Here is a 24,812-nt window from a genome sequence, read left to right as displayed (position 1 = left end):
TTATTAAAAATACGGCATTGATAAGCGTTTTCAATATCATTTAATTAACTATAATGAACCAACTGCTTACGCGGCATTAACACTTTCCGCCGCTCGACAATAATGGAGATGATTATGAGTTATACACTGCCTGCCCTGCCGTACGCTTATGACGCCCTGGAACCGCATTTTGACAAGCAGACGATGGAAATCCATCACACTAAACACCACCAGACCTACGTTAATAATGCCAACGCAGCGCTGGAAAGCCTGCCTGAATTCGCGAACCTGTCCGCAGAAGAGCTGATTACCAAACTGGATCAGCTGCCGGCAGACAAAAAAACCGTGCTGCGTAACAACGCCGGCGGCCACGCTAACCACAGCCTGTTCTGGAAAGGCCTGAAAACCGGTACTACCCTGCAGGGCGACCTGAAAGCGGCTATCGAGCGTGATTTCGGTTCCGTTGACAACTTTAAAGCGGAATTTGAAAAAGCGGCTGCTACCCGTTTCGGCTCCGGCTGGGCGTGGCTGGTGCTGAAAGGCGACAAGCTGGCGGTGGTTTCTACCGCTAACCAGGACTCCCCGCTGATGGGCGAAGCAATCTCCGGCGCTTCCGGCTTCCCGATTCTGGGCCTGGACGTATGGGAACACGCTTACTACCTGAAATTCCAGAACCGTCGTCCGGACTACATTAAAGCGTTCTGGGACGTGGTGAACTGGGACGAAGCCGCAGCGCGTTTTGCCGCCAAAAAATAAGGTTGCATTGTGCTGAGCGAGAAGCGAGTCTGATGACTCGCTTTTTTTATATCCGCAGCAAAGGAGCAGCGATGCACTATCCGGTGAATGTCTTTGTGGGCAAGGTAAGGGATTACGACGGCAGCCGTCCAAGCGCCATCGGTAAAATTCAGATCGACGGTGAACTGACCCTCGGCGATTTGGGGCTGGAGGGCGATGAGCAGGCGGAGAAGAAAATTCACGGCGGGCCGGACCGCGCGCTGTGCCACTATCCCCGTGAACACTATGCCCACTGGGCCCGTGAACTTCCGCAGCAGGCGGATCTTTTCTGCGCCCCGGCGTTTGGCGAAAATCTCTCGACCGAAGGGCTGACGGAAAAAAATGTCTATATTGGCGATATCTTCCGCTGGGGAGAGGCGCTGATTCAGGTGACGCAGCCGCGATCGCCGTGCTTCAAGCTTAACTACCATTTTGCCGTCAGCGACATGGCGCAGCTTATGCAGAATAGCGGCAAAACCGGCTGGCTGTATCGGGTAGTGGCGGGCGGACGAGTGTCCGGCGATGCGCCGCTGGCGCTGGTTTCCCGCCTCAGCGACGTTAGCGTTCACGAGGCGGGAGCTATTGCCTGGCAAATGCCGTTCGATGACGAGCAGTATCACCGCCTGCTATCGGCGGCGGGGCTGTCGGTAAGCTGGAGCCGTACCATGCAGAAACGGCGCCTGAGCGGGAAGATCGAAAATAATTCGCGGAGATTGTGGGGGAAATAGCGCTTCCGTGCGCGTTCCCGGATGGCGGCGCGTTGCGCCTTATCCGGGCTACCCGTTTCGAACCCGGCCTGGCGAAGCGCAGGCCGGGGGAGTCAGGTACGCTTGTACAGCGGCAGCCACAGGGTTAAGCGCAAGCCGCCCAGCGGGCTGTCGTCGGCTTTTACCCAACCGCGATGCTGCTGGATTGCCGCTTCGACAATCGCCAGCCCCAGCCCGGTACCGCCAGACTCGCGATCGCGCGCCTCATCGGTACGGTAGAACGGACGGAAAATCTGCTCGCGATCCTCCGGACTTACGCCCGGGCCGTCATCATCGACGTTAACCGTGATGCCATCTTTATCCACCGAGAAGCTTACCGAAATTTTGGTATGCGAGTAGCGCAGCGCGTTACGCACGATATTCTCCAGCGCGCTTTCCAGCGCGTTGGGGTTACCGTACAGCGGCCAGGGTCCTGGCGGATACTCGACGGTGAACGATTTCCCCATCTGTTCGGCTTCAAAGGCGGCGTTATCCAGCACCTCGCCCCACAGCTGGTTGGCTTTCACCGTCTCGCTGACCAGCGCGGTTTTGGCCTGATTGCGCGACATCACCAGCAGGTCGTTGATCATGCTATCCAGCCGGTGCGCTTCCATCTCAATCCGCTCCAGCTCTTTGCTTTCCCCGCTGCGGCGGCGCAGCAATGCGGTGCCTAACTGCAGGCGGGTCAGCGGCGTGCGCAGTTCGTGCGAGATATCGGACAGCAGACGATGCTGGCTGGACATCATGCGCTCCAGCGCGGTCACCATCTGGTTAAAACTGGTCCCGGCGGCTAAAAACTCCTGCGGACCGGCTTCCAGCTCCGGATGCTGACGCAGGTTGCCCTGGGCGACTTCATCGGCGGCATTTTTCAGCTTACGCGCGGGTTTCGCCAGGCTCCACGCCAGCCATAGCAGCAGCGGGGCGCTGACTAACATCGTGACGATGAGCAGCAACAAAGGCCGGTCGAACAGCAGATTGATGAAGTCTGATTGTGAGGTATTAGCAGGGCGAATCAGATAGAGCTGGTAGTTATCTTCTCCATCCCTGACGGAAAAAGGCCCGACCATTTCCAGACGACCATAGCGTTTTTTCTGCGGATGGTCGGCGTTATCCGCCTGGCCGATAAAGTTGCGGATAATCTGCATTTCGTTGCGTTCCGCGCCGATGACGCGCCCCTCGCTGGTGACCAGCAGCAAACGCTGGCCCGGCGGAGCCCACTTATCGATAGCGCGAAACAGACGACGCCACCACATCAGGTCGTTCGGCGGATCGTTCGCCAGTTCGGCCTCGACGTGCTGTTCAATCATGATGCCCTGACGTTGCTCGCTCTCCAGCAGCTCGGTCATCTGGCGCGAGTCCAGCTTGGGCAGCATCAGAACCAGCATCAACACCAGCGCCAGCGTGAGCCAGAAAATAGCGAAGATGCGTGCGGTTAAACTTCCAATCATGAAGCCGATACCATCAGATAGCCGCGTCCGCGCAGCGTTTTAAACCACGGATGGCCGTCCTTGCGCTCCGGCAGCTTACGCCGCAGGTTGGAGATGTGCATATCGATTGCGCGGTCGAATGGCGTCAGGCGTTTACCTAATACTTCCTGGCTAAGATGTTCACGCGATACCACCTGGCCAAGATGCTGCGCCAGAAGATAGAGCAGGGTGAACTCGGTGCCGGTCAGTTCCAGGGTCACGCCATCGAAGCTGGCTTCCTGGCGACCGGGGTTAAGGCTTAGCGCATCCACTTCCAGCGTCGGTGAACCGGCTTCGGTTGTCTGCTGCTGCTCGCTCCAGTGCGATCGGCGCAGAATAGCGCGTATACGCGCTACCAGCTCACGATCGTTGAACGGCTTAGGCAGGTAATCGTCCGCGCCCAGCTCGAGGCCGAGAACGCGATCCAGCTCGCTCCCGCGGGCCGTTAGCATGATAACCGGGGTCTGGTGCGTCTGACGCAACTCTTTGAGTGTATCGATACCGTTTTTCTTCGGCATCATCACATCAAGCAAAAGTAAATCGATGCTGTCGTCCAGAAGGGCCAGCGCCTGTTCCCCGTCATGGGCTACGAGCACATTAAAACCTTCCATATCGAGCAGCTCTTTTAACAGGGAGGTGAGCTCCCGGTCATCATCTACTAACAGGATTTTATTCATTGTTTAAATACCTCCGAGGCAGAAATTACGTCATCAAGGCTCGCTAATCCATGACTTTACGTTGTTTTACACCCCCTGACGCATGTTTGCAGCCTGCATCGTAAACTCTCTATCGTTGAATCGCGACACAAACGTTTTGGGAGTATGTGATGCGCAATGTTATCGCTGCCGTCATGGCCTCAACGCTGGCGCTAAGTGCATATAGCCAAGCCGCTGAAGTCGTCACCAGCGTTAACTGGCTCCCCGGAGACGAAGGGGTCCAGCGCAGCAGCCAGAGCCATATGTTTGACGGCATAAGTTTAACTGAACACCAACGGCAACAGTTACGAGATCTTATGCAGCGGGCACGCCACGAAAGGCCACCCGTTAATGTTAGCGAAATGGAGACAATGCATCGCCTTGTCACCGCAGAAAATTTTGATGAAAACGCTGTACGCGCTCAGGCAGATAAGATGGCGCAGGAACAGGTTGCCCGCCAGGTTGAAATGGCAAAAGTTCGCAACCAGATGTACCACCTGTTAACGCCAGAGCAGCAAGCGGTTTTAAACGCTAAGCACCAGCAACGAATGAACCAGTTGCGTGAGGTTGCAAGGATGCAAAAAGGCTCAGCGATGATGCTTTCGAGTAGTAGCAATACCCTGCAACCCCAGTAACAACCCTGTTTTCCTTGCCATAGACACCATCCCTGTCTTCCCCCACATGATGTGGGGGTTTTTTTTGCCTGTTATTCAGCCTCTTCCCGGCTCCCCGTCGCGGTAAATTATCGGGTTATACTAAGCGCATCGCGAAGTAAGGAGCGTTTATGAATCAATCCTATGGGCAGCTGGTGAGTCGCGCGGCGATTGCGGCGACGGTGATGGCCTCTGCGTTACTTTTAATTAAGATTTTTGCGTGGTGGTATACCGGCTCAGTGAGTATTCTGGCGGCGCTGGTTGATTCGCTGGTGGATATCGCCGCCTCGTTAACCAACCTGCTGGTGGTGCGTTATTCGCTACAACCCGCCGATGAAGAACATACCTTTGGTCACGGCAAGGCGGAATCGCTGGCCGCGCTGGCGCAAAGCATGTTTATTTCCGGATCGGCACTGTTTCTGTTCTTGACGGGTATCCAGCATCTCGTGCGGCCTGAGCCGATGAACGCGGCGGGTGTCGGGATGGTAGTGACGCTGGTTGCGCTGATAAGCACGCTGGTGCTGGTGACCTTTCAGCGCTGGGTAGTGAGAAAAACGCAAAGTCAGGCGGTGCGGGCGGATATGCTTCATTATCAGTCTGATGTTATGATGAACGGCGCAATCCTGGTGGCGCTGGCCCTCTCATGGTACGGCTGGCATCGTGCTGATGCGCTGTTTGCATTAGGTATAGGCGTCTATATTTTATATAGCGCGCTGCGCATGGGTTATGACGCCGTTCAGTCGTTATTAGACCGCGCGTTACCTGATGAGGAACGCCAGGAAATTATCAATATCGTGACCGCATGGCCAGGCGTCAGCGGGGCGCACGATCTACGTACGCGGCAGTCAGGGCCGACTCGCTTTATTCAGATTCATTTGGAAATGGAAGATAATCTCCCGCTGGTTCAGGCACATGTGATTGCCGATCAGGTGGAGCAGGCGCTGTTGCTCCGATTCCCGGGTTCCGATGTGATTATCCACCAGGACCCCTGTTCGGTGGTGCCGTTAGCGCAGCAGGGTGTTTTATGATCTTTAAGTTGTTATCTGTAAACTCGATGTAAAAATGTGGGGCGGATCGGCATTATTTGTATAAATTACCGCCATTTGGTCTGACCTGAATCAATTCAGCCAGAAGCGTTTGATATACTATTGCAATTATCGTTGTGCACTCCTGGTGAGGGGCGCTTCAGGCAACAGGATTATTTTTTGCTTCCTAAGTTCAGAGGTAGTCATGATTAAGAAAATCGGTGTGTTGACAAGTGGCGGTGATGCCCCGGGCATGAACGCAGCAATTCGCGGCGTTGTGCGCGCGGCATTAACGGAAGGTCTGGAAGTTTTTGGAATCTATGACGGTTACCTCGGCCTGTATGAAGATCGCATGGTTCAGCTCGACCGCTACAGCGTTTCCGATATGATCAACCGCGGCGGCACCTTCCTGGGTTCGGCGCGTTTTCCAGAATTCCGCGAAGAACATATTCGCGCCGTCGCGATTGAAAATATGAGAAAGCGCGGCCTCGATGCGCTGGTAGTCATCGGCGGTGACGGTTCTTATATGGGCGCCGTACGCCTGACTGAGATGGGCTTCCCTTGCATCGGTCTGCCGGGCACCATCGACAACGATATTAAAGGCACCGACTACACCATCGGTTTCTTTACCGCTCTGAGCACCGTGGTTGAGGCTATTGACCGTCTGCGTGATACTTCTTCCTCTCACCAGCGTATTTCCGTTGTTGAAGTGATGGGCCGTTACTGCGGCGACCTGACCCTGGCGGCAGCCATCTCCGGCGGCTGCGAATTCATCATGGTTCCTGAGGTTGAGTACACTCGCGACGATCTGGTTGCTGAAATCAAGGCGGGTATCGCGAAAGGCAAAAAACACGCGATTGTGGCGATCACCGAGCATATGTGCGACGTCGACGAACTGGCTCACTATATTGAGAAAGAGACCGGCCGTGAAACTCGCGCAACCGTACTGGGCCACATTCAGCGCGGCGGCTCCCCGGTTCCTTATGACCGTATTCTGGCATCCCGCATGGGCGCGTACGCGATTGACCTGCTGCTGCAGGGATTCGGCGGCCGTTGCGTCGGTATTCAGAACGAGAAGCTGGTTCACCACGACATCATCGACGCTATCGAAAACATGAAGCGTCCGTTTAAAAGCGACTGGCTGGATTGCGCTAAGAAGCTGTACTAAGCTCAGACGCAAACAAAAAGGCCTTCTCAGAGAGAAGGCCTTTTTTATGGGCGGGACACGCTACTCGATATCCAGAGCATCCTCCGAAAGGATGATCCCGGTGTTATCGGCGTAGAGATGGTCGCCGGAAAAGAAGGTGACGCCGCCGAAGTTGACGCGAACGTCGCTTTCGCCGATGCCTTCCCCTGCGGCGCCAACGGGAATGGCGGCCAGCGCCTGGATACCGATATCCAGATCTTCCAGATCGTCAACCTGACGCACTGCGCCATAGACGACCAGCCCTTCCCACTCGTTTTGTACGGCCAGACGCGCCAGGTCAGCGTCAATCAATGCGCGCCGAACGGAACCACCACCGTCAACTAACAGGACATGGCCACGGCCGTTCTGTTCGAGCATATCGTAGAGCAACCCGTTATCCTCGAAACATTTTACCGTGATGATTTGTCCACCAAACGACGAGCGCCCCCCAAAGTTGGAGAACAGAGGTTCCACGACGTTGACATCCTCCTGGTAGATGTCACAAAGCTCGGAAGTATCGTATTTCATAGGCTTAACGTTCAGTTGCTGCGAGAATTTTCAGTATATCTCGTGAATCGTGCTGTTGGCAAAATCATCAATTGTTAATTGATATTTGTCAGTTAAGCCGCGAGTCGGCTGCAAATAATCCCGATAACAAACAGCAGGTTGGTTAACAGGGCGCCTTTTACGGTTCTTTCCAGCATTGGGCGCATGGCGACCGGATCGCGCTCGCGCATGACATAACGCGCCTGCTTAACCAGCAGCGGGGTGGCCAGCAGGAACAGCCAGCCCCACGGATTATGCAGTGAGATCAGATTAAACAGCGCCAGGCATAGCAGCGCGCCAAGCAGCAGGCAGGCATGATAGCGACGAGCGTTAACCGGCCCGAGGCGTACCGCAAGGGTGTTTTTACCGTTTTCACGATCGCTGTCGATATCACGCAGATTGTTAATATTCAGCACCGCCGTCGCCAGCAAACCGCAGGCAGTGGCGGGTAAGAAAATGACCGCTTCCACGCTGTGCGCCTGAAGATACCAGCTTCCCACGACGCTCAGCCAGCCGAAGAAAATCAGCACTGAAATGTCGCCAAGGCCGATGTAGCCGTAAGGACGGGTGCCGACGGTATAGGTAATTGCAGCAACGATTGAGAGTCCGCCAAGCACCATAAAACCGATAAAATCGGCCATGGTTTGCCAGGCCAGGAATAGCAGCGCCAGGCCAGAAAGGCAAATCAGCGCTACGGTGAGTATCAACGCGCGTTTCATCTGCGCCTGGGTAATTGCCCCTTTCTGCATGCCGCGCAGGGGGCCGATACGGTCGGGCTTATCGCTGCCTTTTACCGCGTCGCCATAATCATTGGCCAGATTGGAGAGGATTTGCAGTAAACCGGCGGTAATGATTGCCAGCAGGGCAACCCAGGGATCGAAACTTCCCTGATGCCAGGCCAGAGCGGAGCCGACAATAATGGCGGCAAAGGCCAGAGGCAACGTTTTGGGGCGCAGGCTTTCCAGCCAGGCCTGAGTGCGAGTGATAGCGTGTTCGGTCATAAGTCCCGGCCAATAAAAAATGGGGCTCTACCCTTGATACGTCAAGCTGCAGGTGCGTTGGCTACGCTCATTCAACCCAGCCATGTACTCAGGTACACTGCCGGGAAAAATGAGGGCACTCAGCCAAAGGCCGCCTTGCGACAACTCGAATTATTTAGGGTATCTATAGCCCCATCTATAGTGATGAAAATATATTGAACCGGATTATAAGATAAAACGACTCAGATCTTCATCTGCCACCAGAACATCCAGATGCTTACCGACATATTCCGCATCAATGGTGACGGTTTGGCCATTCATTTCGCTGGCATCGTAGGAGATATCTTCGATCAGACGCTCCAGGACGGTATGCAGGCGACGCGCGCCGATGTTCTCGGTGGTTTCGTTGACCTGCCAGGCAGCCTGCGCGATACGCTTGATGCCGTCATCCGTGAATTCGATATTGACGCCTTCGGTGGCCATCAGCGCTTTATACTGTACGGTGATGGACGCGTTCGGCTCGGTCAGAATACGTTCGAAGTCGTGGGTGGTCAGCGCTTTCAGCTCAACGCGAATCGGCAGACGACCCTGTAGTTCAGGAATCAGGTCGGATGGGCTGGCTACCTGGAACGCGCCGGAGGCGATAAACAGGATGTGATCGGTTTTCACCATGCCGTGCTTGGTGGAAACGGTGCAGCCTTCAACCAGCGGCAGCAGATCGCGCTGTACGCCTTCACGAGAGACATCAGGACCGGACGAGTTGCCGCCGCGCTTACAAATTTTGTCGATCTCATCGATAAACACGATACCGTGCTGTTCAACGGCGTCGATGGCATCCTGCTTCAGCTCTTCCGGATTGACCAGCTTAGCCGCTTCTTCTTCGATCAGCAGCTTCATCGCGTCTTTGATTTTCAGCTTACGCGGCTTTTGCTTCTGTCCGCCCAGGTTCTGGAACATCGACTGCAGCTGGCTGGTCATCTCTTCCATGCCCGGAGGGGACATGATTTCTACGCCCATCGGCGCGGCGGCGAGGTCGATCTCAATCTCTTTGTCGTCGAGCTGCCCTTCGCGCAGTTTTTTACGGAAAGACTGGCGCGCGGCGGAGGGTTCCTGAGGCTGTTCAGCCTGGCCCCAGTTGTTTTTCGCCGGTGGGATCAGCACGTCGAGGATGCGCTCTTCCGCCAGCTCTTCGGCACGGTAGCGGTTTTTATCGATGGACTGCATGCGTACCATTTTGATCGCCGCATCGGTCAGATCGCGGATAATCGAGTCCACTTCCTTACCAACATAGCCCACTTCGGTGAATTTAGTGGCTTCCACCTTGATGAACGGCGCGTTGGCGAGCTTTGCCAGACGACGGGCGATTTCTGTTTTACCGACGCCGGTCGGACCGATCATCAGAATGTTTTTTGGCGTGACTTCGTGACGCAGCTCTTCGTTGAGCTGCATACGACGCCAGCGGTTACGCAGAGCGATGGCGACGGAGCGCTTGGCTGCGTCCTGGCCGATAATGTGTTTGTCCAGTTCGCTGACAATTTCGCGTGGGGTCATTTCAGACATGGGAGATCCTTACGCTTTAGACGGTAATTCTTCGATGGTATGGAAGTGGTTGGTATAAATGCAGATATCACCTGCAATATTCAACGCTTTCTCTGCGATATCGCGTGCGCCCATATCGGTATTTTCCAGCAGGGCGCGAGCCGCGGCCTGGGCGTAAGGACCGCCGGAGCCGATAGCAATCAAATCATTTTCTGGCTGCACCACGTCACCGTTACCGGTGATGATGAGGGATGCGTTTTCGTCAGCCACGGCCAGCAAGGCTTCCAGCTTGCGCAGCATGCGGTCGGTACGCCAGTCTTTCGCCAGCTCAACGGCGGCTTTCACCAGATGGCCCTGATGCATTTCCAGCTTACGTTCAAACAGTTCGAACAGCGTGAAGGCGTCAGCGGTGCCGCCCGCAAAGCCGGCGATCACTTTGTCGTTGTACAGGCGGCGCACTTTTTTCACGTTGCCTTTCATTACGGTGTTGCCCAGCGTAGCCTGGCCATCACCGGCAATAACGACATGGCCATTACGGCGAACACTTACAATTGTAGTCACGAGCAGACCCCTTGGTTGCAAAAGCGGAATAGGGGCCCCGCGGTTTACGCGGGGCAGAATGCAATTATAGATGGGGGGGTTTTTAAGGGTTTCAACCCCTGGCGGCGAGACGAATGCAGTTTGCGTGTCCGGCCATCTTCAGCCGTTCAATCATATTGCTGGCGTTTTCTTTGCCCTTCAGCGGCCCAATCACTACGCGGTTCCAGCCGTTATTGGTGGTGATATGCGAGGCGAAGCCTTCAAACGCCAGCTGCGCGCGAACGGTCTCCGCCTGCTCTGCGCCTTTAAAGGACCCGCACTGGATCATCCAGCTGCGATCGTCTTTTTTCTCCGCGGTAGCGGTTTTAGGCGCTTCTTCAACGCGGGTTACCGGCGCGGCGGCCTGCGTTTTTGGCTGGGCGGTGCTGGTATGCGCCGGCGTTTGCAGCAGATCCTGATACGGCTGCTGATTCGATGCCGTTTGCTTCGGCTGCTGCTGTACCGGTTTGGCCTGCTCGACGGCCCGAGGCTGCGTACGCGGTTGCTGTAACTGCGTCTGGGCCTGCGCTAACTGCTGTTGCTGCACCTGCTGTTGCGCTAAACGCTGACGCTGTAGGGTTTGCTGGCGCTGCGCCGGGGTTTGTTCATTCCACGGCACCTCGGTCAGCTGCGTAGGCTGCTGACGCATATCGGCCTGCATTTGCGCTAACAGCTGGCGCTGCTCGTCCGTCAGCTGCTCCGGTTTCATGACTTCACCGCCTGCCGTGGGTTCCGTAGGCGCGCGGACGCCGGGCTGGCGACTCTCCAGCTCTTTAATATAGCGCCAGCGTTCTTCGGGTTTCGGCGGCAAGCCATTGCCCGCCGCCTGGCGATTCTGCAGCGCTTCAGCTTCTTCTTTCTTGTGGTGCGTGATGAAGTACAGTCCACCGATAAAGGCCACCAGCACCGCCGCGGCGATCGCCACCATAGCAGGTGAAACCGCCGAAAGGCCGCCTTGCTTGTTCCTTGAGCTTCGGGAGTTGCTCTTTTTGCGCCGCGAAGAAGCCGGTTGGCTGCGGCGTACATAATCTCGTTGTGCCACTATCGTTTCGCTGTCTTATTCGTTTTTCAGCCCGCCATGTTACTTAAGCGGCGGGCCTTTGACCAGAAGAGCAGGCCCGAAAGCCTGAAGATTATGTTCGGATTTTGCGCGTACTGCCGCGAACGATAAGCTCGCAGTCGAGCAATCGTGACCCGCTGCTGACGCTGTGGCCGTGCAGTTGATCCAGTAAAAGTAGCATCGCTTCGCGGCCAATATCAAAACGTGGTTGCGAGACCGTCGTCAATGGCGGATCGCAAAATTCAGATAAAGAGATGTTATCAAAACCAATAATAGACAGATCTTCAGGAACTTTCAGGCCGCGACGCTTCGCCAGCGATAATGCGCCCAGCGCCATGATATCGCTATGGCAGAAAATCGCCGTCGGTGGTTCCGGGAGCGTCAGCAACTGCTCCAGGGCGTTGGCGCCGGCTTCATAGGTAAAATTACCGCGGGCGATATAGTGCGGATCGACGGTTATTCCGCTCCGGCGTAGCGCCTGGACATAGCCCTGCAGGCGGTAATGGCATAACGGCATCTCTTCCGGACCGGCGATACAGCCAATGCGGCGATGCCCCAGTTCGTGCAGATAGTTAACGGCGTTGAACGCGGCGGTGAGGTTGTCGATATGCACCGTCGGCAGTTCCAGCTCGGGAGCGAATTCATTGGCCATGACCATCGGCGGCAGGTTGCGCTGTTCTTCTACGCCCGCATCGAAGGGCAGACGAGAGCCCAGCAGCAGCATGCCGTCGATCTGCTTGGTAATAATCAGGTCAATAAAGGTCTTTTCCTGACGATTCTGATGGGCGCAATCGCCAATCAGTACCAGATACTCTTGCTCCGCCGCGGTGACTTCAATGCCGCGAATAATCTCGCTAAAGAAGGGATCGCAGATATCCGGCACTATCACCAGAATGGTGCGCGACTCGTTGCGTTTCATGTTGCGCCCGAGCGATTGCGGTAAATAGCCGACTTCAAGCGCGGCCTGTTCAACCCGGTTGCGCGTGCTCTGCGAAACCTTATCCGGGTTCATTAACGCTCGGGATACGGTTGCCGTGGAGACGTTTGCCTTCTGGGCGACGTCTTTCATGGTGGCGGCAACGATCTGTTTTTTGGGCTTCACCTGTTTTCTCCTCGCTGGCTTGCGCAGACACATCCCTGGCGTTCTGACATCAGCCACATTTTTAACAGATAGTACATCCAGAGAGTTACAGAATTTTCATGAAAAACGTGATGGTGGTTGAATTTTTCGATCCGCCTCGCAACAGAAGCCTTAACCTTCAATAGGATCGACATCCAGAACCCATTTCACTTTTCGCGCTTCCGGCAGCGTGTTGATCAACGCCAGCGTCCCGCTGACGATATGCTGTAGCTGACTACGCGACGGATGCTGCAGGAGTATTTGCCAGCGCCAGCGGCCTCCGCGCTTTGGCGCCAGCGCCGGAACCGGACCGAGCACCCAGAGCTTGTTATCCGCCAGCGGGCTGGCCTGCAGTAAATTCCGCAACTGCTGTAAAAAGAGCGGCGCCTGCTGATTGTTATGGTCTTCGGCGCGAATCAGCACGTGGCTGGTCCACGGCGGCAGCTGCATGCTTTGCCGCTCCGCCAGCGCCTGCTCAGCAAACGCGTCGTATCCTTTATAGAGGAGCGTTTGCAGCAGCGGATGTTCAGGATGATGGGTCTGCAGGATCACCTCGCCCTGTTTGCCGGCACGGCCTGCGCGGCCCGATACCTGGGTATAAAGCTGAGCGAAGCGTTCCGCCGAGCGGAAATCGGCGGAGAACAGCGCACCGTCAACGTCCAGCAGGGAAACCAGGGTGACATCCGGGAAGTGGTGACCCTTCGCCAGCATCTGTGTGCCGATAAGAATGCGCGCGCCGCCGCGATTAACATCGGCAAGATATTGCTCAAGCGCGCCTTTGCGGCTGGTGGTATCTCTGTCGATACGGGAAATCGGGATATCGGGGAACAGCGGTCCCAGCGCCTGTTCAAGCTGCTCAGTGCCCAAACCTACCGGCACCAGATGCGTAGAGCCGCAGGAGGGGCACTGGCGCGGGATCGGACGCTGGCTGTCGCAGTGGTGGCAGCGCAGATGATGCTGAGCCTGATGCAGCGTGTAGTAGCTGTCGCAGCGCGGGCACTCTGCTATCCAGCCGCAGTCGTGGCACAACAGCGCCGGCGCGAATCCGCGGCGGTTCAAAAACAGAATGACCTGGTTATCGGCCTGCAGATGCTGGCGCATGCGGCTAATCAGCGCCGGGGACAGCCCGGCCTGCAGCTGCTGGCCTTTTAAATCCAGGACATGCTGTTGAGCCGGCCGCGCATTTCCCGCGCGCCTGGTCAGCTTGAGCTGGCGATACTTGCCCTGGCGGACGTTATGAAGCGTTTCCAGCGCCGGGGTTGCCGTGCCCAGGATGATCGGGATTTGCTCGCTGTGGGCGCGCCAGACCGCCAGATCGCGCGCATGGTAGCGCCAGCCCTCCTGCTGTTTGTAAGAGCTGTCGTGCTCTTCATCGATCACGATTACCCCGAGGTCTTTAAAAGGGGTAAATAGCGACGAGCGGGTTCCAATCACAATCGCCGCTTCGCCGTTTTTGGCTTTTAGCCACGCGGAGAGGCGCTCGCTGTCGTTCAGCCCGGAGTGCAGGACCTCTACCGGGGCGTTAAAACGGTGGCGGAAACGGGCGATTGTCTGCGGCGTCAGGCCGATTTCCGGCACCATTACCAGCGCCTGGCGCCCCTGCGACAGCACGTTTTCAAGGACGCTCAGATAAACTTCCGTTTTGCCGGAGCCGGTGATCCCGGCCAGCAGCCAGGCGGAAAAACGGTCCGAGGCGCTATGAATCGCGCCAACGGCGGTGGCCTGTTCGGTATTAAGCCGCAGGCGCTCTCCGGGCACCGAGAAGCCTGTTCGCCAGTCGGTGATAGCGGGCGCTTCGCTGGCGAGTTCGGCAAGGCCTTTACCCCGCAGCGCCTGCAGCGCGGCATCGTTAAATTCCAGTTCGGCAACCTGATGGCGCCAGATTTTTCCCTGACGCAGCGCCGCCAGCGCCTGCTGCTGTTTGCGCGAGCGCTTAAGGCTATTGATATCAACCGCTTGCCCCTGTTCGGTGGCAAACCAGTACCACATTGGCGCCGCGCTGGCGGGTTTCCCCTGGCGCAGCATGATCGGTAGCGCGTGAAACAGTACATCGCCGATGGGGTGGTGGTAATAGTCCGCCGCCCACAGCAGCAGCCGCCAGACCGAAGAGGAGAAGACCGGCTCGGCATCAAGAACTTCGGCCACCGGCTTGAGTTCGTCAAGCGGCAGCTCGCTGCGTTCGCTGACTGCCGTCACGATACCTATCCGCTCCTGCTTGCCGAACGGAACGCGCACGCGACAGCCCGCTTTGACCGGCATACCTTCAGGCAGCAAATAGTCAAAAGTGCGGGGCAGCGGAACGGGCAGGGCAACATGAGCGACGGGCATTTAATCTTCCTGACTTGAAATCTGGCGGGTTAGTATACACATTGTGATAAGGGCTCGCGGATCAGTTTGCATATGCTGGTCAAATTCTGTATGATTCGCCGCCTTTGATGTGCTTCGTGCAGCATCAAAATCTATTACCCGGTAGTGTAATCGCTCCGGGAATTATTAACATCGCGTGGTGTCTGGCGTTAGGGCTGGAAGAGCGACGCGGCCTTAACTGAGGTTCTCCCATGAAAAAAGATATTCATCCGAAATACGAAGAAGTTACTGCTTCCTGCTCTTGCGGTAACGTCATGAAAATCCGTTCTACCGTAGGTCACGACCTGAACCTCGACGTGTGCGGTAAATGCCACCCGTTCTACACTGGCAAACAGCGTGATGTTGCTACCGGTGGTCGTGTTGACCGCTTCAACAAGCGTTTCAGCGTACCGGGTACCAGCAAGTAATTTGCTGAAGAAGCCGCCTCAGGGCGGCTTTTTTGTCTCTGCTTTACAGAGGATAGCAGTATCGATTCAGACAGCTTTTATTCTCTTCTACCGCCTTCATCACGCTTCCCGCCGTCAGTTTTAACGAAGTGTTCATGGTCATTCCCGCGCTTTCCAGTCCCTTTGCCGTCCATTTATTACAGGTATTAAATATCCCGTAGCGGCCGTTTGCTGCGTAAAACTGGCTGTCGCCGTAGATCCCTTTTTTCAACGGTATCAGCTCCCCTCGTTCATTACGGGCAAAGCTGCGACCGATGTAGCGCAGCAGGCTATTATTCTGGCCCGGGGTAAGACTTAATGCCGTCATTGCGCTTGCGGAAAAATAGCTTTCGGGCGCTCCTGAAAAGGCGACTACGTGCATTACCGCGCCGGATGACCAGAACATAGCCTGCAGCGTAAGTCGGGTGGTTATCTCCTGCGATTGATAAAAACCTTTATCGCCCCAGCCGATCTCATACCACTGTTCCCGCTGAGGAAAGCGTACGTTAAGCTGCGGCAGAATTTTGTTCACGTCATTGGCGGCCAGGATAATCCCGGTGTGCCAGCCGTGATTGACGATATAGATTTCTGGCCCGGACGACGGTTTTTCTGGCATCGGTTTGATGGCCTGAGGATAGGTGGCGCAGCCGTAAAGCAGGAGGACTATCCAGGCAACAAGCAGATTTTTCACGATCAATTACCTCGGGAACAGAGGCCAGTTTTTTTCAACGGTTTCCAGCTGCGGCGCGTCAAAGAGCGCCTGCGGCGAGATGACGGTTTCGTCCATCGGGATCGCCTGACCGTAACGCTCTCTGAGTCTGGCACGAACGAGCGGCGATCTGAGGTCGAATTCGCTCAGCTTTTGCAGCGGCGTGTAAACCACGGGCCCGATGGCTTCAAAGACGTAAGGTTTTTTATGACGGATCACCACCATACCGGTGTGGCTGTAAGCGGAATGGGTCGCCAGCTGAATGGCTTTCCTTTGCGATGAGCGGGAGATTTGAAAAACGATATCGCCGGTTTGCGGCACCCAGGCGTGCGCCGGAAAGGCTGACGCCAGGCTCAGCGCCAGTACGCAGTATTTCATGGCATAACATCCTTGTTATCCAACTAAAAGAGCGGCTGGTTTACCCCGCCGCCCTGAGTGATTTTAGTATTCCCACGTATCCGGGTCGATGCCCAGTTCGCGCATAATCTCTTTTGCCGCTTCCGGGATTTCATCGCTGCGCTCTTTACGCAGGTCTTCATCGTTAGGCAACGGTTGACCGGTAAAGGCATGCAGGAACGCTTCGCACAGCAGTTCGCTGTTAGTCGCGTGACGCAGGTTGTTCACCTGACGACGCGTGCGTTCATCGGTGAGGATTTTTAACACCTTCAGAGGAATGGAAACCGTAATTTTTTTTACTTGTTCACTCTTCTTACCGTGCTCAGCGTATGGGCTGATATATTCGCCGCTCCATTCAGCCATGAGTTACCTTTAATCCTCTATTCATTAGTTAAGGGCCTGAACGTGGGTCCCGGCCATAATTGCGCGTAGTTTACCGTAGAGGGGCGCTTCTGACACCAAACAAGCCGCCACGGATGTGCGCTAATGCATATAATTTTAACGGCTATTTCCGGTTTGCTCAATCTATACGCAAAGAAGTTTAGATGTCCAGATGTATTGACGTCTATTATAACAATGATTACTCTGACACCTGACTTTTCACCGACTCAGCCAGGAACTCCCCAACATGACGCGTAAACAGGCCACCATCGCAGTGCGTAGCGGTTTAAATGACGACGAGCAGTACGGTTGCGTTGTCCCGCCCATTCATCTCTCCAGCACCTATAACTTCACCGGGTTTAACGAACCGCGCGCCCACGACTACTCTCGTCGCGGTAATCCGACACGTGATGTCGTGCAGCGCGCGCTGGCGGAACTGGAGGGCGGCGCAGGGGCGGTCCTGACGAATACCGGGATGTCGGCAATTCTGCTGGTGACTACCGTCTTCCTGAAACCGGGCGATCTGTTGGTGGCGCCTCACGACTGCTACGGCGGCAGCTACCGTCTGTTTGATAGCCTGGCGAAGCGTGGCTGCTATCGCGTGCTGTTTGTCGATCAGAATGACGAACAGGCGCTGCGCGCCGCACTGGCGGAAAAACCGAAGCTGGTTCTGGTCGAAAGCCCAAGTAATCCATTGCTGAGAGTTGTGGATATTGCGAAAATCTGCGGTCTGGCGCGTGAGGCTGGAGCGGTCAGCGTGGTTGATAACACCTTCCTGAGCCCGGCTTTGCAGAATCCGCTGGCGCTGGGCGCCGATCTGGTGTTGCATTCATGCACCAAATATTTGAACGGTCATTCTGATGTGGTGGCCGGGGTGGTTATCGCCAAAGATCCGGCGACCGTCACCGAACTGGCATGGTGGGCGAATAATATCGGCGTCACCGGCGGGGCGTTTGATAGCTATTTGCTGCTGCGCGGTTTACGTACGCTTTCTCCGCGTATGGAAGTGGCGCAGCGCAACGCGCTGGCGATTGTCGGCTACCTGAAAACCCAGCCGCTGGTGAAAAAACTGTACCATCCGTCCCTGCCGGAAAACCAGGGGCATGAGATTGCGGCGCGTCAGCAAAAAGGCTTTGGGGCGATGTTAAGCTTCGAGCTGGATGGCGATGAGCAGACGCTGCGTCGTTTCCTGAGCGGGTTATCGCTATTTACGCTGGCGGAATCGCTGGGCGGCGTGGAAAGCCTGATTTCTCACGCCGCGACGATGACCCATGCGGGCATGGCGCCTGAAGCGCGTGCGGCCGCCGGGATCTCAGAAACGCTTCTGCGTATTTCGACCGGTATTGAAGATGGTGAAGATTTAATTGCCGACCTGGAAAATGGCTTCCGGGCAGCAAACGAGGAATAAACATGAGTGTGATTGCGCAGGCAGGGGCGAAGGGTCGTCAGCTGCACAAATTTGGTGGGAGTAGTTTAGCGGATGCGAAATGTTACCTGCGCGTCGCGGGTATCATGACGGAGTATTCGCAGGCGGGCGATATGATGGTCGTCTCCGCCGCCGGCAGTACCACCAACCAGTTGATCAGCTGGCTGAAGCTCAGCCAGACCGATCGCCTCTCTGCGCATCAGGTGCAACAATCGCTTCGTCGTTATCAGATGGAGCTGATTTCCGGACTGCTTGCTCCGGACGCTGCCGACGCGCTAATCGCCACGTTTATTCTGGATCTTGAACGCCTTGCCGGGCTGCTTGATGGCGGCGTAACGGACGCGGTCTATGCCGAAGTCGTCGGCCACGGCGAAATCTGGTCGGCCCGCCTGATGGCGGCGGTGTTGAATCACCTGGGCGTAGAAGCCGCCTGGCTGGATGCGCGTAGCTTCTTACGCGCCGAGCGCTCCCCACAGCCGCAGGTGGATGAAGGTTTATCCTATCCGCTTTTGCAGCAGCTGATAGCGCAGCATCCGAATAAACGCCTGGTTGTAACCGGCTTTATCTCGCGTAACAACGCCGGGGAAACCGTACTGCTCGGGCGTAACGGTTCCGACTATTCCGCCACCCAGATCGGCGCGCTGGCCGGGGCGTCCCGCGTCACTATCTGGAGCGACGTGGCCGGGGTCTACAGCGCGGATCCGCGCAAAGTGAAAGATGCCTGCCTGTTACCGCTGCTGCGTCTTGATGAAGCCAGCGAACTGGCCCGTCTGGCGGCTCCGGTACTGCACGCCCGTACGCTGCAGCCGGTTTCCGGCAGCGATATCGATTTACAATTACGCTGTAGCTACACCCCGGATCAGGGCTCTACGCGCATCGAACGCGTACTGGCTTCCGGTACCGGCGCGCGAATCGTTACCAGCCATGATGATGTCTGCCTGATTGAGTTCCAGGTGCCCGGCGGCCAGGATTTCAAACTGGCGCATAAAGAGCTGGACGCGATTTTAAAACGCGCTCAGCTGCGTCCACTGGCGGTTGGCGTACATGCCGACCGTAAGCTGCTGCAGTTCTGCTACACCTCTGAAGTCGCCGACAGCGCCCTGAAGCTGCTCGACGAAGCGGGGTTGCCGGGCGAGCTGCGCCTGCGTCAGAAGCTGGCGCTGGTGGCGATGGTCGGCGCTGGCGTGACCCGTAACCCGCTGCACTGCCACCGCTTCTGGCAGCAGCTAAAAGGCCAGCCGGTAGAGTTCACCTGGCAATCAGAAGAGGGGATTAGCCTGGTCGCGGTGCTGCGCGCCGGGCCGACAGAAAGCCTTATCCAGGGCCTGCATCAGTCGCTGTTCCGCGCGGAAAAACGCATTGGTCTGATACTGTTTGGTAAAGGCAACATTGGTTCCCGCTGGCTGGAGCTGTTTGCTCGCGAGCAGACCACGCTTTCCGCCCGCACCGGGTTTGAATTCATCCTTGCCGGCGTCGTGGATAGCCGCCGCAGTCTGCTCAATTATGAAGGGCTAGACGCCAGTCGCGCGCTGGCTTTCTTTAATGATGAGGCCGTTGAGCAGGATGAAGAGTCGCTGTTCCTGTGGATGCGCGCGCATCCGTATGATGATTTAGTGGTGCTGGATGTAACCGCCAGCGAGCAGCTGGCCGATCAGTACCTCGATTTTGCCAGCCATGGCTTCCACGTTATCAGCGCGAATAAGCTGGCTGGCGCCAGTAGCAGCAGTAAATATCGCCAGATCCACGATGCGTTCGAGAAAACCGGGCGCCACTGGCTGTACAACGCCACCGTCGGCGCCGGTCTGCCGGTCAACCATACGGTGCGCGATTTGATTGATAGCGGCGATACCATTTTGGCGCTGAGCGGTATTTTCTCCGGCACTCTCTCGTGGCTGTTCCTGCAGTTTGACGGCACCGTACCGTTTACTGATCTGGTCGATCAGGCCTGGCAGCAGGGGCTGACGGAACCGGACCCGCGCGTCGATCTTTCCGGGAAAGACGTCATGCGTAAGCTGGTGATCCTGGCACGAGAAGCGGGCTACGACATCGAGCCGGATCAGGTGCGCGTAGAATCGCTGGTGCCCGCCCACTGTGAAGAAGGTTCGGTGGATCACTTCTTCGAGAACGGTGAAGCGCTGAACGACCAGATGCTGCAGCGTCTGGAAGCAGCGCGCGAGATGGGGCTGGTGCTGCGCTACGTGGCGCGTTTTGACGCCAACGGTAAAGCTCGCGTCGGCGTGGAAGCGGTGCGCGAAGAGCACCCGCTGGCGGCGCTGCTGCCGTGTGATAACGTCTTTGCCATTGAGAGCCGCTGGTATCGCGATAACCCGCTGGTGATCCGCGGCCCGGGCGCTGGTCGCGATGTGACCGCCGGGGCGATACAGTCGGATATCAATCGTCTGGCGCAGCTGCTGTAAGCGTCGCGTTATACTCTTGAGCCAATGAGACCAGTATTTGCGTCACCCGCCCTGCTGAAAACAGGGCGCTTCGCGTGAACTCGGGTCTCTTTTCCAGCCAGGTTGTGAAGCGTCGGCTGGCCGTGAGGTCAGGGGGCGAGGCGTTCTCGTCCGGCGTTCCGGCAAGCTGGCAGACCATTTTTCGGTTCTCTCCCTGCGTCCAGAGCTGCCACGGATTTTGCCACCAGCCATGATGCGTTTTGCCCTGCAGCCGCCACGGTGCCGAACTGGCGGGGTTGTTTATCTCTTCCTCCACATACCACAGCTCTCCTTTCCGCTGGCGAAACAGAGGCGCCCAGGCAACGATCGCCGCGCCGCGTAAAAAACATTCATGAGCAATGATGTGCGTTTTTATCGCTGGAAAACGATGGCTGAGCAGCTTGAAATGACCGTGTGCGGCGATGACCGGGCGCAGAATGGCGCCGCGGGAATGACGCTTTGGCGCGGCGCTGCCGTACTGTATTTCATCGAATTGACTGCGCTGTAAAAAGCCCGCTTCGGTCTGAGAGATTCGCTGAACGATATCGCCCGCAATGCCCTGAGGCGCTTCTCTTCCCCGCCAGCGATAGCGTAGTGATGCGCCAACCGGAAAAGGCGTGAAGTTCGACGAAAGATGGAGAACATTGCCGCGTACGGCGTCGAAGCTGAGTAAGAGATAGAGTTTCTGCCCGGCCTCATGACCCTGAAACGGCACAATCAACGGTACGCTGCAGATATGCTGCGGGTACTCCATTACCGGGCTATGGTGATGTTTTGGCGTCCAGACTTTTTCACAGCGGCGGCACTGAAGCCGCTGGGTTCCCTTCGGGTTGTAGCCATAGCGAATTATATCTCGCCGATAACAGGCCGGGCAAAAATAGCCAGAGCGCCGGGCGTTATCCGTCAGATAGGCGGCCAGCCAGGGTCGGAACTCATCATCATTAAACAGCGGTGGATAGCTGCCGCAGGCTGCGCAGTACAGCGCGGGATAACCCAGCCGATAGTCCGGAAAACGGTAGTCGGCCGCAGAGGATAAACCCAGGTTACGGCAACCGTAGGTTTTACAGGCGTTAATGGTAAAAAGAGTCTCCACGAGCGGGCCAGCACCAACGATTTTTGCAGGTCGTTAATTTTGCCCTGCTCAGGTTGCATACAAATGTGAATACTCTCACATAAAAAAGTCTTTCAGAACGTAACTTAGCGCTTCTTGACCTCTCTGAAAGGAACTCCGATGAAATTAAAAACAATTAGCGCCGCCCTCCTGCTGACTTTGCCTTTCTGGGCCTGCGCCAAAGATGTCACCCTCATTTACACCAACGATCTCCATGCCCACGTCGAACCCTATAAAGTGCCGTGGATTGCCGACGGTAAACGGGACATCGGCGGCTGGGCGAATATCACCACGATGGTTAAGCAGGAAAAGGCGAAAAATAGCGCGACCTGGTTTTTTGATGCCGGCGACTATTTTACCGGACCCTATATCAGCAGCCTGACAAAGGGCAAAGCAATTATCGATATCATGAACACCATGCCCTACGATGCGGCGACGATAGGTAACCATGAGTTCGATCACGGCTGGGACAATACGCTGCTCCAGCTTAGCCAGGCGAAATTCCCGATTGTGCAGGGCAACATTTTTTATCAGAACAGCGATAAAGCGTTCTGGGATAAGCCCTATACCATTATCGAAAAAGAGGGCGTGAAAATCGGCGTGATCGGCCTGCACGGCGTTTTTGCCTTTGACGATACGGTATCCGCCGCAACGCGGGTGGGTATCGAAGCGCGCGACGAGGTGAAATGGTTACAGCACTATATCGATGAACTGAAAGGTAAAGTGGATCTGACGGTAGCTCTGATTCACGAAGGCGTCCCGGCACGCCAGTCGAGTCAGGGGGGGACCGATGTACGGCGTGCGCTGGATAAAGATATTCAGACCGCAAGCCAGGTCAACGGGCTGGACATTTTGATTACCGGCCATGCCCATGTCGGCACGCCGGAACCGATTAAAGTCGGTAATACGTTAATTCTTTCTACCGATAGCGGCGGCATCGACGTAGGGAAACTGGTGCTGGATTATCAGGAAAAACCGCATCAGTTCACCGTGAAGAACTTCGAGCTGAAGACTATCTATGCCGATAAGTGGAAACCTGACCCGCAGACGCAGCAGGTCATCGACGGCTGGAATAAAAAGCTGGATCGCGTGGTGCAGCAGGTTATTGCTCAAGCGCCGGTCGAGCTTACTCGCGCTTATGGCGTCTCTTCACCGCTGGGCAACCTTGCCGCGGATGCCTTGATGCAGGCGGCAGGTAAGGAGACGCAGCTGGCGTTAACTAACTCAGGCGGTATTCGTAATGAAATTCCCGCCGGGGCAGTGAGCATGGGAGCCGTTATCAGTACCTTCCCGTTCCCTAACGAGCTGGTCACCATGGATTTAACCGGGAAGCAGCTACGTAGCCTGATGGAGCATGGCGCGGGATTAAGCAACGGCGTGCTGCAGGTCTCCAGAGGCCTGGAAATGAACTACGACAGCAGTAAACCGGTGGGCCAGCGCGTCGTATCGTTTTTGCTCAATGGTCAGCCGATTGAAGATGCCACGGTTTATCATATTGCCACCAACAGCTTCCTTGCCGATGGCGGCGATGGTTTTGCCGCGTTTACCCAAGGGCAAGCGCGTAATACTTCCGGCGGCTACTACGTTTCAAATGCGGTAGTGGACTACTTCAAAGCCGGAAATAAGGTGACGGACGAGCAGCTTAACGACATGCGTGTCGTCGATGTGAAGAAATAGTCGTTTCAGGCCGGGCGGTTAGTCCGGCCTGCCGATCGCTGCGCTGCGAAAACTTCTTTAGCGGCAAACAGGCCATTCAGGGCCGCCGGGAATCCGGCATAGACCGCCATTTGCATGATAACTTCCGTCATCTCTTCTTGCGTCAGACCGACATTTAATCCGGCGGCGATATGCACTTTTAGCTGCGGCGCGGCGTTGCCGAGAGCCGTAAGCGCCGCGATGGTCGCGATTTCCCGGCTGCGTAAATCGAGCCCTGGCCTGGCATAAATATCGCCGAAGGGAAACTCAATCAGATAGCGGGCGAAATCGGGGGCAATATCCTTCAGGCTATTGACGACGGCATCACCGCCTTTGCCATCCACGCGCTGTAGCATTTCTTGTCCGATAGTAAAACGTTCGCTGGTCATCGCTTTTTCCTCAGTGTGATTGTGCATAGCGATGAAGGTTAGGTAAGTTTACCGGGCTTGAGTAATACCCTTTTCGTGATACCTTTTCAGTATGACAAATTCACGTTTACAGAATCTGGATATTCGCCTGCTGCGCTACTTCGCCGTGGTTGCGGAGGAAAACAACATCAGCCGGGCGGCGCAGCGGCTATTTATTTCGCAGCCGCCGCTGAGCCGTCATATCCGCCATCTCGAGGCGCAGCTGGGGCTGACGTTATTTTTGCGCCATACCAAAGGCCTGATTCTTACCGAAGAGGGAAGGCGAGTGCTGGACATGGTCCGGCCGCTGCTGGCGCTTCAGGAACGCACTCTGGCAGCGCTGAGCCAGCTCTCGGCACACTCGCAGCAGCCTCTTCGTCTGGGCCTGACGACCGCTTTTGAACAAGGAGTTTTCGCCGCCGCAGAAGCTGCTTTGGGCGAACATAACCGCGCTTTGCATATTACCCGTCAGCCCTCGCCGGCGCTGGCTCAGCGGGTGCGCAAGGGTACACTCGATGCGGCGCTGATCGCCCTGCCGCTGAATACCGATGGCCTTCACCTGCGCGCTTTATCGTATTATGAACCGCTCATCGCGGCCCTACCGGCAGCCTGGCCAGAGGTCGGTCAGGCGGATCTGGCGTTAAGCGCGCTCAATCACCGGCCGCTGTTTTGGTTTAAACGCGAGCGTAATCCCGATTTTTTTGACTATACGCGACGCATTTTTGACCGGGCTGGCTATACGCCCGCCTACGTGGAGGAGCCCGCCGAGCACGATGTTCTGCTGGCGCGGATTGCGCGTGGGGAAGGGATGATTTTACTGCCGGCATCCTTTTCTGCTATTCAGCGTCAGGGTGTGGTTTTCTGTCCTCTTCAGGATGCCAGTCAGCAGCTTCCGCTCAGGCTGGGCGTGGTCACGATGCCGGCAAATAAGATGTTGTTGGAAGAGTTGACCGCAGTACTTGAAAAATCATTGCCTTAGTAAAGAGGAGATGAATTAATTTCATCCAGGCTGAATATTCCTCACTGTTTACGCTGATTTTTCTATTGACGCCAGTGTCCTTTTCCGTCATTTTTACATCTGGACGTCTAAACGTATAGAAGTTCGCGATACA

At 56.2% G+C, this 24,812-nt stretch carries 24 protein-coding genes; 10 read left to right on the top strand and 14 right to left on the bottom strand.

All coding sequences use genetic code 11. The features are described 5' to 3' along the window. The first annotated feature begins 114 nt into the window (after nt 1–114). Nucleotides 115–735, top strand: a complete 621-nt coding sequence (gene sodA, locus ABLV12_RS09005; RefSeq protein ID WP_004107495.1) for a superoxide dismutase [Mn] — start codon at nt 115–117, stop codon at nt 733–735. A 71-nt stretch (nt 736–806) separates the two neighbouring features. Beyond that, complete coding sequence (yiiM, locus tag ABLV12_RS09000) at nt 807–1,481, top strand: 6-hydroxyaminopurine reductase (RefSeq protein ID WP_004107502.1); 675 nt, start codon at nt 807–809, stop codon at nt 1,479–1,481. A gap of 92 nt (nt 1,482–1,573) precedes the next feature. On the opposite strand, the gene cpxA is transcribed toward yiiM, so the two are convergent. Continuing rightward, nucleotides 1,574–2,947: an envelope stress sensor histidine kinase CpxA gene (gene cpxA, locus ABLV12_RS08995; protein ID WP_004107505.1), complete on the bottom strand. Its 1,374-nt coding sequence runs from the start codon at nt 2,945–2,947 to the stop codon at nt 1,574–1,576. Next, on the bottom strand, nt 2,944–3,642 hold the full coding sequence (gene cpxR / locus ABLV12_RS08990) for an envelope stress response regulator transcription factor CpxR (RefSeq protein ID WP_004107514.1): 699 nt from the start codon (nt 3,640–3,642) through the stop codon (nt 2,944–2,946). Before cpxR ends, cpxA begins: the two co-directional genes overlap by 4 nt. 149 nt (nt 3,643–3,791) lie before the next feature. On the opposite strand from cpxR, the gene cpxP reads away from it, so the two are divergent. From cpxP to pfkA, 3 genes are all read left to right on the top strand, one after another. Then, entirely contained in the window at nt 3,792–4,295 is a 504-nt protein-coding gene (gene cpxP, locus ABLV12_RS08985) for a cell-envelope stress modulator CpxP (protein ID WP_004107516.1), read from the top strand. Nucleotides 4,296–4,444: 149 nt separating this feature from the next. Continuing rightward, the gene (gene fieF / locus ABLV12_RS08980) at nt 4,445–5,341 is read left to right on the top strand and encodes a CDF family cation-efflux transporter FieF (RefSeq protein WP_004107519.1); all 897 of its coding nucleotides are present in this window, start codon (nt 4,445–4,447) and stop codon (nt 5,339–5,341) included. Nucleotides 5,342–5,543: 202 nt separating this feature from the next. After that, the gene (pfkA, locus tag ABLV12_RS08975) at nt 5,544–6,506 is read left to right on the top strand and encodes a 6-phosphofructokinase (RefSeq protein ID WP_004107521.1); all 963 of its coding nucleotides are present in this window, start codon (nt 5,544–5,546) and stop codon (nt 6,504–6,506) included. Between the two features lie 60 nt (nt 6,507–6,566). On the opposite strand, the gene rraA is transcribed toward pfkA, so the two are convergent. The 7 genes from rraA to priA all read right to left on the bottom strand — a co-directional run bounded on the left by rraA (nt 6,567) and on the right by priA (nt 14,676). After that, on the bottom strand, nt 6,567–7,052 hold the full coding sequence (rraA, locus tag ABLV12_RS08970; RefSeq protein WP_004107523.1) for a ribonuclease E activity regulator RraA: 486 nt from the start codon (nt 7,050–7,052) through the stop codon (nt 6,567–6,569). Nucleotides 7,053–7,144: 92 nt separating this feature from the next. Next, nucleotides 7,145–8,071: a 1,4-dihydroxy-2-naphthoate polyprenyltransferase gene (menA, locus tag ABLV12_RS08965; protein WP_004107525.1), complete on the bottom strand. Its 927-nt coding sequence runs from the start codon at nt 8,069–8,071 to the stop codon at nt 7,145–7,147. 204 nt (nt 8,072–8,275) lie between these two features. Continuing rightward, nucleotides 8,276–9,610, bottom strand: a complete 1,335-nt coding sequence (gene hslU / locus ABLV12_RS08960) for an HslU--HslV peptidase ATPase subunit (RefSeq protein ID WP_004107529.1) — start codon at nt 9,608–9,610, stop codon at nt 8,276–8,278. A gap of 9 nt (nt 9,611–9,619) precedes the next feature. Further along, nucleotides 9,620–10,150 carry an ATP-dependent protease subunit HslV gene (gene hslV / locus ABLV12_RS08955; protein WP_004107530.1) on the bottom strand — a complete coding sequence of 177 codons (531 nt, stop codon included), beginning with the start codon at nt 10,148–10,150 and terminating at the stop codon, nt 9,620–9,622. A gap of 91 nt (nt 10,151–10,241) precedes the next feature. Further along, the gene (gene ftsN / locus ABLV12_RS08950; RefSeq protein WP_348866987.1) at nt 10,242–11,210 is read right to left on the bottom strand and encodes a cell division protein FtsN; all 969 of its coding nucleotides are present in this window, start codon (nt 11,208–11,210) and stop codon (nt 10,242–10,244) included. A gap of 91 nt (nt 11,211–11,301) precedes the next feature. Next, a complete protein-coding gene (gene cytR, locus ABLV12_RS08945; protein ID WP_004107539.1) occupies nt 11,302–12,330 on the bottom strand; it encodes a DNA-binding transcriptional regulator CytR in 1,029 nt (342 codons plus the stop codon). Between the two features lie 150 nt (nt 12,331–12,480). Further along, complete coding sequence (priA, locus tag ABLV12_RS08940; protein WP_004107541.1) at nt 12,481–14,676, bottom strand: primosomal protein N'; 2,196 nt, start codon at nt 14,674–14,676, stop codon at nt 12,481–12,483. Nucleotides 14,677–14,906: 230 nt separating this feature from the next. Here priA and rpmE point away from each other — a divergent pair, with 230 nt between their 5' ends. Beyond that, nucleotides 14,907–15,122 (top strand): 50S ribosomal protein L31, encoded by a 216-nt coding sequence (rpmE, locus tag ABLV12_RS08935; RefSeq protein WP_004107543.1) that lies wholly within the window; start codon nt 14,907–14,909, stop codon nt 15,120–15,122. 43 nt (nt 15,123–15,165) lie between these two features. Here the strand turns inward: rpmE and ABLV12_RS08930 are convergent, their stop codons facing one another. From ABLV12_RS08930 to metJ, 3 genes are all read right to left on the bottom strand, one after another. Continuing rightward, nucleotides 15,166–15,831 (bottom strand): TIGR02117 family protein, encoded by a 666-nt coding sequence (locus tag ABLV12_RS08930; protein WP_160887265.1) that lies wholly within the window; start codon nt 15,829–15,831, stop codon nt 15,166–15,168. Nucleotides 15,832–15,837: 6 nt separating this feature from the next. Further along, complete coding sequence (locus tag ABLV12_RS08925; RefSeq protein ID WP_160887263.1) at nt 15,838–16,227, bottom strand: YiiX/YebB-like N1pC/P60 family cysteine hydrolase; 390 nt, start codon at nt 16,225–16,227, stop codon at nt 15,838–15,840. A gap of 63 nt (nt 16,228–16,290) precedes the next feature. Continuing rightward, nucleotides 16,291–16,608: a met regulon transcriptional regulator MetJ gene (metJ, locus tag ABLV12_RS08920; RefSeq protein ID WP_004107547.1), complete on the bottom strand. Its 318-nt coding sequence runs from the start codon at nt 16,606–16,608 to the stop codon at nt 16,291–16,293. A gap of 265 nt (nt 16,609–16,873) precedes the next feature. Between metJ and metB the strand changes: the two genes are divergently transcribed. Both metB and ABLV12_RS08910 read left to right on the top strand, forming a co-directional pair. Then, a complete protein-coding gene (gene metB, locus ABLV12_RS08915) occupies nt 16,874–18,034 on the top strand; it encodes a cystathionine gamma-synthase (RefSeq protein WP_064398838.1) in 1,161 nt (386 codons plus the stop codon). Between the two features lie 2 nt (nt 18,035–18,036). Next, on the top strand, nt 18,037–20,469 hold the full coding sequence (locus tag ABLV12_RS08910; RefSeq protein ID WP_004107549.1) for a bifunctional aspartate kinase/homoserine dehydrogenase II: 2,433 nt from the start codon (nt 18,037–18,039) through the stop codon (nt 20,467–20,469). On the opposite strand, the gene ABLV12_RS08905 is transcribed toward ABLV12_RS08910, so the two are convergent. Further along, a complete protein-coding gene (locus tag ABLV12_RS08905; RefSeq protein WP_348866986.1) occupies nt 20,444–21,580 on the bottom strand; it encodes a cytoplasmic protein in 1,137 nt (378 codons plus the stop codon). The two genes, ABLV12_RS08910 and ABLV12_RS08905, sit on opposite strands and share 26 nt — an antisense overlap. Nucleotides 21,581–21,718: 138 nt before the next feature. On the opposite strand from ABLV12_RS08905, the gene ABLV12_RS08900 reads away from it, so the two are divergent. Further along, complete coding sequence (locus ABLV12_RS08900; protein WP_335270551.1) at nt 21,719–23,275, top strand: bifunctional UDP-sugar hydrolase/5'-nucleotidase; 1,557 nt, start codon at nt 21,719–21,721, stop codon at nt 23,273–23,275. 5 nt (nt 23,276–23,280) lie between these two features. On the opposite strand, the gene ABLV12_RS08895 is transcribed toward ABLV12_RS08900, so the two are convergent. Further along, the gene (locus ABLV12_RS08895; protein WP_004107552.1) at nt 23,281–23,682 is read right to left on the bottom strand and encodes a carboxymuconolactone decarboxylase family protein; all 402 of its coding nucleotides are present in this window, start codon (nt 23,680–23,682) and stop codon (nt 23,281–23,283) included. A gap of 91 nt (nt 23,683–23,773) precedes the next feature. On the opposite strand from ABLV12_RS08895, the gene ABLV12_RS08890 reads away from it, so the two are divergent. Beyond that, nucleotides 23,774–24,679, top strand: coding sequence for a LysR family transcriptional regulator (locus ABLV12_RS08890; RefSeq protein WP_024274867.1), 906 nt, complete (start codon nt 23,774–23,776; stop codon nt 24,677–24,679). The last annotated feature ends 133 nt before the right edge of the window (nt 24,680–24,812 follow it).

The sequence above is a fragment of the Klebsiella sp. CN_Kp100 genome (assembly GCF_040065315.1).
In the GTDB taxonomy this organism is placed as follows: domain Bacteria; phylum Pseudomonadota; class Gammaproteobacteria; order Enterobacterales; family Enterobacteriaceae; genus Klebsiella; species Klebsiella oxytoca.
This window is presented reverse-complemented; position numbering and strand designations above follow the sequence as displayed.